Here is a 12,655-nt window from a genome sequence, read left to right as displayed (position 1 = left end):
TATTGTTTTGTAAAATATGTTTTCTTTAAAGGAATTCGATAAATAACAGGATGAAGTCATGTGTCATCTTCACTTTTTAAAAGTACGGCTCTGAATGCTTTCGACTGTTGTAAAGTTGAATTAAAAGGAGATAGTAAAATCGGAACTGATTTTTACATGTTCTTACCCTTTATTAGGCTATCTTGCCATGAATATTGCCTAAAAATGCATATGTAAACTCTTGTTTCTCAATTTTGGCATATGTTTTGTCTGCTTACAAAGTACATATTGTTTCAATATAAGATCTATCGTGAGGATGTTGATTATGTCAGCTCTGGGGGGTGATTAGACAGCAGTTAAGTAGGTGTTTTTAATGCATGTTAACTGATTAAGGGTGTTTTTGAATAACAACTTTAAAGGTGATTTTTCTGTCGTTTTTCAGTTATATTTTGCAAATTATTTGTAAAAGCAACAGATTTAGATTGTATTTTCGAGTAATTTTTTAATTTCATATTTACATAAAACACAAAAAATATTAATAATCCTCACATATTAGAACCTAAACGTGTTAAATATTTTTCTATTAGTTAAATTTTTAATACGTTATGTATATCTTTGGTAAGAAGAGGGGGGGATTATGGTGGAATTATGGTCAGTTTATTTAAAAATCGCTTCTCCTTATGTACTTTTACAACAGCACTTCTTTTTTTTACACACAATGTTGATGTTTTTGCACACAATGCTGCATCTCAAATTTCCTCTGGAAAAACGCAATCTTCATGTGATCAGAATGCAGAATTTTATCAGTGTGGTGATGGTGGAGAGCATGAAATTAATAATAAAGTTTATTCGCTAATGGATAAAAATGTTAATGGTGTTCATGGAGCCATAGAGGCGTCTAAAAGTGGTACATTTATTCGTGGCAAGAATATAACTGTTAAGGGTATTTTGGATAAAAAGAATAACTCGGAAAACAATTTTTGGAAATATGGAGTAAAGGCATCAGAAAAAGCGGGCGTCTTTCTGAGCGATTCCACGTTGAGTGGTGTTTTAGTGGGGGTGGAAGCTCATAGTGCGTCCTTCACAATATCCGGTGGATCGATTGATGCAATCAAAGTGGGGGCTTTTGCTGGAGGAGAATCTCAAAGTGGAGTTTATTTAACGAATACGAAAATTAGCTTAGGGAGTGTTGGGGTTAAAGCAGGAGAAAAAGGATATTTTATTTTAGAGGGTGTCTCTATTACCGGAAAAGGTAGTACCGGCAAGGATGGTCAAGGGCTGAATGCAGATCGTCAGAATGATAATGCTGCTTTTCATATATTTAAAGATGGTTATGTTCAGTTTATGAAAGGTTCTGTTGATGTTACTGATGCTCATGGGCTTTTATTGCAGGGAGATAAAGCTCCTCAGATTAATATTGGAGATTCAAATATTACAGTGAAAGGTAATGCATTTTATGGTATGCGCTTTGAAAATGAGGCAACATTAGAGGGTTTGTCAGAGGGAAAAACATCGTTCATTAATTTGAAAAAGACGCGTTTTGTAGTTCCAGATAGTATAGCTGTTTATAGCAGTCAATCTGGAAAGTCTAAAATATCTTTAAAGGAAACAAAGCTTTTTGGAGATTTGTTGCTGAAGGCTGATCGTAACTCTTCTATAAAGGTTGTTGCTGATGCTTCTGCACTTGTCGGTCAAACTCAGGTTGATAACAGTTCTAAAGTCGACCTTATCTTGGGAAATAATTCACAGTGGGCTTTATTGCAACCAAGACAGAAAAAATTACAAGATCCTAATTATAGAGGTGTTTCGTTTATTTCATCGGTACGTCTTTCTAATAGTTCTATTACTTTTGAAAAACCGAAATCCGGCACTGCTCATGCCTATCAGACGCTTTATATTGGAAAAGGAACAGGTATTGTTTATCAGGCTTTTGGTGATGCTTGGATTCATTTGAATGCACGTTTAAATCCTAATGATACAAGTGGTCATCAAGTAACGGATAGGCTTCTCATTCATGGTGACGTTAAGGGAAGAACTATAGTCCATATACAAGGGGTTGCAGGAGGCTTAGAAGAAAAAAACGAAAAAGCGCATAGTGTTTCAATTATTCAAGTTTATGGAGATGCATTGCCTGACTCTTTTCAATTGAATGGACAGTATGTTGCCTTAGAGGGGGCGCCTTATAAATATGTACTTCGTTCTTATGATCCAAGTGCTACTAGAGGGGATGAGCATGTTAAACAGAAATTTGCTTTGAATGGGGGGAAATTTTGGAATTTTCGTTTAGAAAATGAATATGTTCAAACATCTGCTGATGATAACGACATTCTTACGGTTTCTAAACGTACACCTCCTGCACATGTTTCTGTTGAGGATATTATTCCCGAATCTTCTGGTGATGTTGTTCCGGTGTCTTCTGGTGGTGGTGTTCCGGTGTCTTCTGGTGGTGTTGTTCCAGCGTCTTCTGGTGATGTTGTTCCGGTGTCTTTTGCGGATAGTCTTTCTAAGATTGAAAATGTTTTCCCATCTGGACGAGGTGTGAGATCTGTTGTTCCTCAGGTACCAACTTATCTGCTTTTGCCAAATAGTTTATTCCATGCTGGTTTAATGGATATCAGCAATCAAAACAAGCAGTTGGAGATAGTACGGACTCATCCTAGTGGAATGTTGGAAATTCGTGAAAATTCTGCTTCATTTTTGCGTGGCTATGGTGGAAGTTATCGTTATGTCTCAGATTTATCTGCGCTTAAATATGGTTATGGGGGAGATCTAGGGTACTATGCGCTAGAGACAGGTGTTTTGCTACAAAAAATTGAAAATGTTGACAGTGCTATATCCTTTGGGGTTATGGGGTCTTATGGAAAGCTTTCTCTACAGCCTCGAGATGTTGCACAAAGCCAAAAAAGTACATTTGATAAATGGACTGCTACAGTCTATGGCAGTATGCAGCATGATGCAGGATTCTATGTTGATGGTCTTTTATCCTATGGTCTGTTTAAGGGAGATGTTCTGACAACTGCACGGGGTAAGACTGCAACATTGAAGGGTAACCCTTTAAGTGTTTCCTTGATGAGTGGTCAGAAAATTGCCACAGGATATGAAGGTGTTGTTTTTGATCCACAGGTTCAGGTTGTTTATCAACATCTTCAATTTAATGAGGCCCGCGATATTGATAATTTTAATATTGAGATGGATAAACTTGATCAATTGATGGTGCGTGTGGGTGGTCGTTTGAAGAAGACTCTTACTGCACCTGAAAAAGATCGTGATGTTTCTTTCTATGGAAAGATTCATTTTGTCCATGATTTTGGCAAAGAAAGAGCTGTGCGCTTTAAAGATTCTTTCCAATTAGGGGCTTTTGGTTCTTCTCTAGAGGCTGGATTAGGTCTTAATGCTCGCTTGTCTCAAAAATTTGCGCTTCATGGTGATTTGGTTTATCAGCATAAGTTGAGCAAAGGTGGTTTTTCTGGAATCAGTTTTTCTGGTGGATTGCGCTATCGTTTTTAGGTGATCATCTTGGGGTAAGTTGTTTAAAAAGCCACAAGCATAGCTTGTGGCTTTTTATTATTTGTTTGCAACTTTTTAAATAAGCTTTTTAAAAAAATGTTTTTTTTTGCATGAGCGAGTTTGTTTCTTTTTAGAAACAAGATAAGGCTTTCTGGTTTGCAGTTTTCGCTTTTTATGCTGTTTTTCTTCTTTGAGTGTATTTTTATTAAATTCTCTTGAAACCATCGCTTTGGGGTAGAATTTTTATTTCTATTTATATTTTTACGCGTATTTATAAATAATACAATTTTAAATTGTGATATTTTGAGATTCTGGCTTTACATAAAACATGTGGTCGATATATAAAATACAAAACGTATTTTAAATTATTACGCGTAACCAAAGTTATTAAACAGAACGCGTTTTTTTTGTTTTTAGGGAAGGGGAAGAAAGTTTGTAGAAAATTATGTTTAAAAATCATCTCTCTTTATGTCATTTTACAACGGTTATTTTTTTCTTTGTATACAATACTGATGCAGGTGAGACTTCTTCTGAGAAGAAGCAATATTCATGTAACGAAGGTGCTTCATTTTATCGCTGTAATGATGGTAAAACGCATGAAATTTCCAAGAAAACTTATCAACTTACAGGTGAAAGTTCTGATGCTGCCATAGAGGCATCAGGGAAAGATACAGTCATTGAGGGAGAGGCTATAATCATTAACGGTGTTTCGAATGCAAATTTCCATTCAGAAACAAACGCTTGGACAACAGCTGTAAAGTCCTCAAATGGGGGAGGCGTTGTTCTATTTGATTCCATGTTAAATAACGTGTCGATAGGGGGCGATGTTAATGAGGAGGGGGCTTTTGAGATGCAGGATGGGGTGATTAAAGCAACCAGAATGGGGATCAGTGTTGCGGGTAAAGGGTCGTTTGTTTCTTTGACCAAGACAGAGATTAAGACATCTTCTGATGCGATAGGTCTTTTGAGTCATAATGGTGCAAAAATTTATATGAAAGAAGGAAAAATTGATTTTACCAGTGGTATTGGTGTCCAAACAGGAGGAGATGGAGAAATTAATTTAGATGGTGTTTCTATTACGGGGAGGGGAAAACAGGGGACAAATACAGGTAATCATCGTGAAGCTTCTGCTTTTAGTATGCTGCAGGGGAAAGGCTCTCTTAATTTCCAGAAGGGAAACGTTAATGTCATTAGAGCGCATGGTATTGCCTTGGAGGGGAATGATAATAATACTGCTCATATCAAATATTCCAATGTTTTTGTGAGAGGGAATGCATTTAATGGCATGCGCTTTTTTTGGGAAGCTGTCTTAAATGATAAAAAAACAATTATGCCTGGAAAAGGGACTGTCTATTTGACAAAGACAACCGTTATGGCTCCAGAAAGTACGGCTATTTACAGCCGCCAATTCGAAAGTTTTGTTAAACTCTCACAACATTCAACAGTTTCTGGTGATTCACTCCTGAAAGCTGTTGAGCATTCCAATGTAAAGATTGAGGCTGATGCTTCTACCCTTGTAGGAGGCGCACATGTTGATGGAAGTTCTACGGCTAAGATAGAGTTAAAAAATGGTTCAAAATGGATTTTATCGCGACCAAGATATGACAAATTGCAAAATTCTGATGCGTCTGGTTCTAATTTAGGGGACTATTCCTTCATTTCATCGGTCAATCTTATGGGTAGTTCTCTTATTTTTAAAGAACTAAAATCCAAAACGACTGATGGTTATCAGACACTTCTTATCGGAAAAGGATCGGGGACTGTTTACCGTGCACAAGGCGATGCGCTTCTTTATCTTAATGCATATTTGGATAAAGGGGGAGCTCTGCAAGAGCAAAAAACTGACCGGCTTTTAATCAATGGTGATCTTGAAGGAAAGACGACAGTCCATGTGTATAGTGTTCCTGGAAGCTCAGGGGCATTGACGGGAGATGGTGGTAATAATCAGGGGATTTCCATTATTCAGGTTTATGGACAAGCTGCTGAAGATTCTTTTCAGTTAAAGGGGGGGTATGTCACACTTGAAGCCTCCCCCTATCAGTATCATCTTAAGAGTTATGGTCCAGGCTCTACTTTAGGGGCAGCAGATTCAAATCAAAGAGTGCTTAAAAACTCTGGAACATTTTGGGATTTCCGCCTTGAAAGTCAATTTGTTGATTCTTCCTCTCTTGATTCCACTAAAGTTTTTCCTGTTCTTGATTTGGTTGTCCCTCCTTCTTCTGATGATATTCCTTCTTTTCCTAAAATTCATCCTAATATTACTGGAGGAGAGGATGGTTCTATTGATTCTAACTCTAGGCAAAAACCTCAGGAGCCAAGTCTTTCTTCTCCAGTAGATTCTCCTGATCGGGATTTCCATCTTACGACCACACCTAATGTATCTGATGTTTTGGTGCTTGAGATCCCCAATCCTCCTTCCTCTTTTGCACCTGTTATTCCCGCTATTGCTGAATCTAATTCAGTTGCACCACCTGCGTCTAGTTTTTCTGTTCCGGCATCTGTTTTTGAGCCTTCTTCTCATTTTGAGCCAAATGTGAGAGTCGTTGTTCCCCAGGTTCTGACTTATATTCTTGTGCCAAATACCTTATTTTATGCTGGATTGATGGATATCAGTAATCAAAACAAGCAGTTGCAATCGCTGCGAACTGTTTCTGGTCGGTTATTGAAAAATGATGGAAATCCCGCTTTGTTTTTACGCGGTTACGGTGGACATCATCGTTATACTTCAAATTTATCTGTACTTAAATATGGTGATTATGGCGGTGAGCTTGATTATAATGCACTAGAGGCAAATATTTTACTCAAGAAAATCGAAAGTGCATACAGTACGACATCTTTTGGGATTATGGGGAATTATGGCAAGCTTTCTTTGCAGCCTCGAAAGGTTAAACAAAGTCAAGAAAGTATATTTGATAAATGGACAATCACGGCATATGGAAGCATGCAGCATGATACGGGTCTTTATATGGATGGTCTCTTTTCTTATGGTTTGTTTAATGGAAATGTTCTCACACTTGAGCGAGGTAAAACAGCTACATTGAGAGGTAAGCCGCTGAGTGTTTCCTTAACTGCTGGTAAAACGTTTATGATCGGCAGCCGATATTTTATTTTTGAACCACAAGTTCAGTTTGTTTATCAAAATCTCCAGTTTCATAAGACTCGTGATATTGATAATTTTAATATTGATATGCGAAGCCCAGATCATTGGGGGATGCGTATTGGTGGGTATTTAACGAAGACACTTACATTTACTAAAGATGCTCATGTTCTTTCATTCTATGGTAAGCTTCATTTCATTCGTAGTTTTGATGATAAACAATTTGTATATTTTAAAGATGCCTTCCAGCTTGGTTCCTTTGGGTCTTCTTTAGAAGCTGGATTTGGTGTTTTTTCGCAATTATCTCCAAAAATTATTTTTCATAGTGACCTGATTTATCAGCATAAATTTACGAATGCCGGATTTTCTGGAACGCATTTTTCTGGTGGATTAAGCTATCACTTTTAATTGTATTTTCCTTTAATATATCCTTTGTGGAAAATATAAGTACAAAGCATGGTTTTATAGTGTTATTTTCTGATTTTTGACTTTATGTATAATACAAAACAACTTATTATGACGGCACATAATAAGAATAATAAGTAGATGAACCAGAGGTGTCTTTTCGATTTTTTATGAAGATAAAATAAAGAAAGTTTAGACTAAATTATGATTAAAGTATTAAAACGCCATGTGTGTGTTTTCTTACGACCTCTATTTTTTCTTCGCGCACAATATAGATGTGAGTGCAGAAGGTTATAAACCCTCATGTAATTCTCTTTTTAAATCGTATTCGTGTGATACAGTTGGTGCTGCTTGTACTTTTGGAAGTCGTAATAAGTTATATATGAGTGGATTGGATAGGAAGGACTACAGGTGTTATTTTTACAATACAATCTCATAACATAGTTATTAAGCCAGAAAAAAGTAAAGGGGAAAAGGCGTTTCAGGAATTGGTGGAATTTTAGAATTAAATAGATCTGAGAAGATTACATCAGCAGTGGTTGTGTCAAAAGACGATAAAACTTCTTTTAAAAAGAGTTCTATTATAGGAAATAGCGAAAAGAAAAGTGGTAGAAATGCCAAGTTATCTCAATCTGTGTTTGGTGTGAAGCAGAGCGGTTTTTTTCTTTGATGAAGGTAAGATTCAGGTTTCTGATGTTCATGACATAGCGATTGAAAGTGCAAAACCGGTTTTTAAGGAAAGGTGATTTGAGTTTCGAGATAGTTCTATGTCTTTGGTTTCTTTTGAAAACTCAGAGATCATTCTTCAGGGACAAAGGGTTCATAGTTTGCATTTTAGAGGAAGTACTTCTCAACATGAATATCAAGAGGGAGTGCTTCTTATAAGTTTAGGTGAATTTCGATTTAAAAAGACTGCTCTTCATGTTCTTGATGGTACGGCTATTTATAGTAACGATGCTAGGAGGTATCCTTATATTACGGCATCAGAGGGGTTCGCGTATTTTTTGCTGATCGGTTATTAGATGTCAAAAATAATTCATTTGTTGCGCTTGGTGCCTATGCGTCTTTTCTTGCAGGAAGGGCACATGTTGAGAAAGGTTTTTATGGTAGTGTTGAGTTGTTCAATCAATCTCTATGGACTGTAAGAGCAAATAAAAATGCGCTTGAAAATAATCATAAAAAAGTTCCATATTGTGTAGGTTCATCTGTTTTCTTTGTAAGGCTTATTGATAGTTTTATTTTCTTTCAGAAACCAAGAAATGATTTTTATCAGACACTTCGTGTTAGGAGATTGGATGATGATTATGGTTTAAATCATGCTTACGTTGTAGGAGAGGACGCACGCTTATATGTTAATGCATATCTTACTGCAAATGGTAAAAGCAAGGGAATAAAAGCTGATAAACTTCTTATCTATGGTGATGTTTATGGAAAAAGTAAGGTGCATATTGTCGATGTTACAGTGGCTTCAAAAAAAATAAAGAACCAGAGCAAAGGTAAGCAAAAAGACGATAAAAAAGACAGCCTCAGTGTTTCAATTGTTCAGGTTTATGGAAAGGCTGCGGATGATTCCTTTAAATTAACAACAGATTATGTTGCTCTAAGAGGAGCGCCTTATCGATATAGTGTTCGTGCTTATGGTCCCAATTTTTCTCATAGACAGGTAAAGGTGGGGATGGATCCGTTAAAGAGAAAAATATTGAGTATAATGGAGATTTTTGGGATTTCCGACTTGAAGCTGAATATGTTCAGAAACTTTCTCATCTGCATCATATGCGGTTGGAAAATGATGTGTCTCATTCTTTAAGTACTTATACTCATCATAATAATGTTTTAGCTGATCATGATGCTTCTGTTCTTTATCCTGAAGAGGGCATTAAAGCTGTTGTTCCGCAAGTTTCAGCATATCTATCGATGCCTCATGCTTGTTTCAGGTTGGTTTGATGGATATGAACAATCACAATAAACAGCTGGAAACATTGCGTATTGCTGCTGGGACTTTAGGGGAAAAAGGTAAAAAATCCTGCACTTTTTGTGCGAGGTTACGGTGGAAGTTATCGTTATGTTTCTGATCTGTCTGCGCTTGAATATGGTTATGGTAGAAATTTGAATTATAACGCTATAGAGGCAAGTGTTTTGCTCAATGCGATTGAGGATACACATCACACTTTAAGCTTTGGAAAATGGGGAATGATGGAAAAAATTCTCTACAACCTCAAGATGTTGAAGAAAACAAAAAAGTACATTTGATAAATGGTCTATTACACATATGGCAGCATGCAGTATGATACAGGCTTTTATATCGATGGTCTTTTTTCCTATGGTTTATTTAAAGGGAATGTTCTCACGCAAGCAAGAGGTAAGACAACAACATTGAAGGGAACACCTTTGAGTGCTTTATTGATTGCGGGTAAGTCATTTATGACAGGACATAAAGGGGTTATTTTGATACCGCAGGTTTAGGTTGTTTATCAAAATGTGCGGTTTGATCAGGCGTTTGATATTGATGGTTTTGATATTGAAATAGGAAAACTTGATCAGTGGATGATGCGTGTTGGCGGGTCTTTAAGAAAGACGCTTGCTGCTTCTGAAGAGGCTCTTGTTGTTTCTTTCAATGGCAAGTTTCATCTTGCCATGAGTTTTGGAGGAAAACAACGTGTACAGTTTGGAGATGAATTCCAATTAGGGGGTTTTGGTTCTTCTCTAGAAGCTGGAATGGGGGGTAATGCTCAGTTATCTTCAAATTTTTTATTGCACGGAGATTTAACCTATCAGCATCGTCTTAGTAAAACTGGTTTTTCAGAGATGATTTTTCATGCGGTTTACACTACGCTTTTATGTATATTCTGAAATATAGAATAACATTTACATAAATATAGAGTATTTTATGAATTGCAAAGCAAGTATTTATTTGTTATACTTAAAACTATTCATATGTTTAACTTAACATTATTTCAGATCTCATTCACTTTTAAATAAAGCGGGGGAGAAGGATTTGCAAAAGAGTTATGGTTAATATATTTAAAAATTATAGGTTGACTTTTACAACAGTTGCTTTTTCTTTTTTTTGGGTTGTAAATATTAATGCTGGCTTTCATGCTTTTGCAGCTCCCTGTGATGAAACAGGGAGCTTTTATACGTGCAGTGATGGTAAAAAACATACACTTGAAAATAAAACTTATAATTTAAAAAGTTCTCAAGAACATGCTCCTGATTCTGCTCCTATTAAGGCTATATATGTAGAAAAAGCAGGTACAGTTGTTGATGCATCTCAGATAAATGTTTATGGCGATGATTCAGGTCAAATATTGACATATGGTGCATATGCAAAATATGGTGCGCGTCTTAATCTAAAAAATTCAAATTTTAAGAATGTACGTGCTCTTCATGCTGAAAATGCGGTCATTAGCATGACAGATGGATCAATTACGGAAACTTCTCACGCTATGTATGCATTGGGTGAAGAAGCGGATATTGCTTTAGTGCGTGTAAAGATTGAGATTGAGCCAGACAACCTGCAAGATATCGGGTTTGTGAGTAGACTTGGTGCAAAGATTAGGATGTCAGGCAGTACTGTTACATTTAATGGGAAAGGTAGATTTTCATCATTTTATGGGGGAGGGTATAATTTCGATAGTACTATCATTAAGGGTAAAGGAAAACAAAAAACTACTATCGTCGATGAGGAAGGTTTTGATAAAATACCAGAAGCTTTCGATGTCTCTCAAGGAAGTAATGTTCAATTGAGTAATAGTTCTATTGAACTGAGTGATATGCATGGTTTTTTGGTGAAAAATTCTTCGGTTGATGTGAATGATAAAGAAAAGTTGTTGTGGAAAGCATTTAGTTCATCGGATGAATTTAAGAAGACAAATATTAAGATTAACAAATCCAATGTTTCTGTGCTGGGTAAAGGAGTACATGGTCTGTATTTTTATGGATTAGAACCAGAGGAAGGGTTTAGAATAGCTGATTCAACTAATGAAATGTTGTTACAAGGCAGAAATATCATTATAGGAAAGGCATTTGTTCAGTTATCAAAGACAAACTTTACAGTTCCAGAAGGTATCGCCATTTATAGCACTGGGACTGATGGTTTTGGGGCTAAAGCTACCCTTGAACTATTGGACGATACAAAAATCTCTGGTGACTTATTAATAAAAACTGAAAAAGATTCTTCTCTTCTTGTTCAAGCATATTCTTCAACCCTTATAGGGGGAGTGCGCATTGAAGATAGGTCTCGCGTAGATTTACAGTTAAAAAATGGTTCAACATGGTATCTTACTAAAAGTAAATATCAAGGTTTAGAAGAAAAGGATGTTACGGTTTCATCGCTTTCTACTTTGAGTCTCCTTGATAGTACGCTTGTTTTTGAGAAATATGTCTCTCAAGATTATCAAACATTGCATATTGGAAAGAAAATATACAATAAAGAAGATGTTTATGCATTAGATGATATTGGTAAAACAGCGGGTGTGGATGACGTATACAATAAAGTATACAGTGCGGAAGGTAATTCTCGGATTAAGATGAGCACATTTATGAATAATGATGGTTCATTTGATCCTCAAAAAACTGATCGCGTTTTAATCTATGGTGATGTTTTGGGAACCACGCTCATTGGAATGGAAAAATTTCAAAAAGCTTCAGATACAAACGTGATTGACGGAAGTCATCAAAGTGTTTCGATTATTCAGGTTTTTGGAAAAGCAAAGGAAGATACTTTTAAGCTTTTGAATGATTATGTTGCGATAAATGGATTTCCTTATCAATATAAACTTCGTGCTTATGGTCCTGGTTCTTCTTCTGGAGAAGCAAGTCCCGAAAATAGATTGGTTGAAGGGGAAGGAGATTTTTGGGATTTTCGTCTCGAAAGTGTTTACATTAATCCTGAATTAGATCCTTCTGAATCTATTTCAGTTCCGTCTATTAAGCCTACGTCCACAGTTTTACCACCTAAATCTGAAGAAGAAACTATACCTTCTGAACGGCCATCAGAGACTATTGCGCCTGAACAACCTCCTTCTGTTAAGCCACCGCTTATACCATCTACACCTTCTTTGCCTGAAACATCTGAGCCGTCTGAAACATTTATTCCTACGGATTCTACTCTCACTCCTTCTGCCCCTGTTTCGCCTGTACTTCCCTCTGTCCCCTCTGTTCCAGAGGACGCTTCTTCCGTGCAACCTATGCCTGCATCGCTTGTTCCAGTTGAAACTTCTACTGATGAGGTTTTGCCATCTAAGCCCTCTGTTTTAGAGGATATTTCATCGACGGATTCTGTTCCCACTCCTTCTGTGCCTGTTGAACCTAGAGTTCCTTTTGTACCAACTGTTCCAGAGTCTCCTTCTACTGATGAGGTTCTGCCATCTGAGCCCTCTATTCCGGTATCTCCTTCATCTCCAGATTTTGTTCCCACTCCTTCTGTGCCTGTTGAACCTAGAGTTCCTTTTGTACCAACTGTTCCAGAGGCTCCTTCTACTGATGAGGTTCTGCCATCTGAGCCCTCTATTCCGGAGGACACTTCATCTACAGATTTTGTTCCCACTCCTTCTGCCCCTGTTGAACCTGTACGTCCTTCTGTACCAATTGTTCCAGAGGACCATTCTTTTGTGCAACCTATGCCTGCACCGTTTGTTCCAGTTGAAGATTCTACTGATGAGGTTC

9 protein-coding genes are annotated in these 12,655 nt (G+C 36.9%); all 9 read left to right on the top strand.

What is annotated here, in order from left to right:
• Nucleotides 1-627: 627 nt before the first annotated feature.
• Nucleotides 628-3,486 (top strand): autotransporter outer membrane beta-barrel domain-containing protein, encoded by a 2,859-nt coding sequence (locus ACFILY_RS07930; RefSeq protein WP_375637799.1) that lies wholly within the window; start codon nt 628-630, stop codon nt 3,484-3,486.
• 445 nt (nt 3,487-3,931) lie between these two features.
• Nucleotides 3,932-6,991, top strand: coding sequence for an autotransporter outer membrane beta-barrel domain-containing protein (locus ACFILY_RS07925; RefSeq protein ID WP_375637800.1), 3,060 nt, complete (start codon nt 3,932-3,934; stop codon nt 6,989-6,991).
• Between the two features lie 764 nt (nt 6,992-7,755).
• A complete protein-coding gene (locus ACFILY_RS07920) occupies nt 7,756-8,010 on the top strand; it encodes a hypothetical protein (RefSeq protein WP_375637801.1) in 255 nt (84 codons plus the stop codon).
• A 95-nt stretch (nt 8,011-8,105) separates the two neighbouring features.
• Entirely contained in the window at nt 8,106-8,795 is a 690-nt protein-coding gene (locus ACFILY_RS07915; protein WP_375637802.1) for a hypothetical protein, read from the top strand.
• On the top strand, nt 8,780-8,932 hold the full coding sequence (locus tag ACFILY_RS07910) for a hypothetical protein (protein ID WP_342753382.1): 153 nt from the start codon (nt 8,780-8,782) through the stop codon (nt 8,930-8,932). Before ACFILY_RS07915 ends, ACFILY_RS07910 begins: the two co-directional genes overlap by 16 nt.
• Before the next feature lie 90 nt (nt 8,933-9,022).
• Complete coding sequence (locus ACFILY_RS07905) at nt 9,023-9,238, top strand: hypothetical protein (RefSeq protein WP_375637803.1); 216 nt, start codon at nt 9,023-9,025, stop codon at nt 9,236-9,238.
• A gap of 27 nt (nt 9,239-9,265) precedes the next feature.
• On the top strand, nt 9,266-9,451 hold the full coding sequence (locus tag ACFILY_RS07900; RefSeq protein WP_375637804.1) for a hypothetical protein: 186 nt from the start codon (nt 9,266-9,268) through the stop codon (nt 9,449-9,451).
• A gap of 15 nt (nt 9,452-9,466) precedes the next feature.
• Nucleotides 9,467-9,838, top strand: a complete 372-nt coding sequence (locus tag ACFILY_RS07895) for a hypothetical protein (protein WP_375637805.1) — start codon at nt 9,467-9,469, stop codon at nt 9,836-9,838.
• A gap of 158 nt (nt 9,839-9,996) precedes the next feature.
• Nucleotides 9,997-12,655: autotransporter outer membrane beta-barrel domain-containing protein (locus tag ACFILY_RS07890; protein WP_375637806.1), on the top strand; the 2,659-nt coding region annotated here is incomplete at its 3' end.

It is taken from the genome of Bartonella sp. CL25QHWL, from assembly GCF_042195335.1.
In the GTDB taxonomy this organism is placed as follows: domain Bacteria; phylum Pseudomonadota; class Alphaproteobacteria; order Rhizobiales; family Rhizobiaceae; genus Bartonella.
Note: the sequence above shows the minus strand (reverse complement) of the source record. Positions and strands in the feature narration are given on the sequence as shown.

What these genes read in the sequence shown, in the direction of transcription:
- ACFILY_RS07930 (WP_375637799.1), top strand. Translation starts at nt 628, where the DNA reads ATGGTCAGTTTATTTAAAAATCGCTTCTCCTTATGTACTTTTACAACA.
- ACFILY_RS07920 (WP_375637801.1), top strand. Translation starts at nt 7,756, where the DNA reads ATGTCTTTGGTTTCTTTTGAAAACTCAGAGATCATTCTTCAGGGACAA.
- ACFILY_RS07900 (WP_375637804.1), top strand. Translation starts at nt 9,266, where the DNA reads ATGCAGTATGATACAGGCTTTTATATCGATGGTCTTTTTTCCTATGGT.
- ACFILY_RS07925 (WP_375637800.1), top strand. Translation starts at nt 3,932, where the DNA reads ATGTTTAAAAATCATCTCTCTTTATGTCATTTTACAACGGTTATTTTT.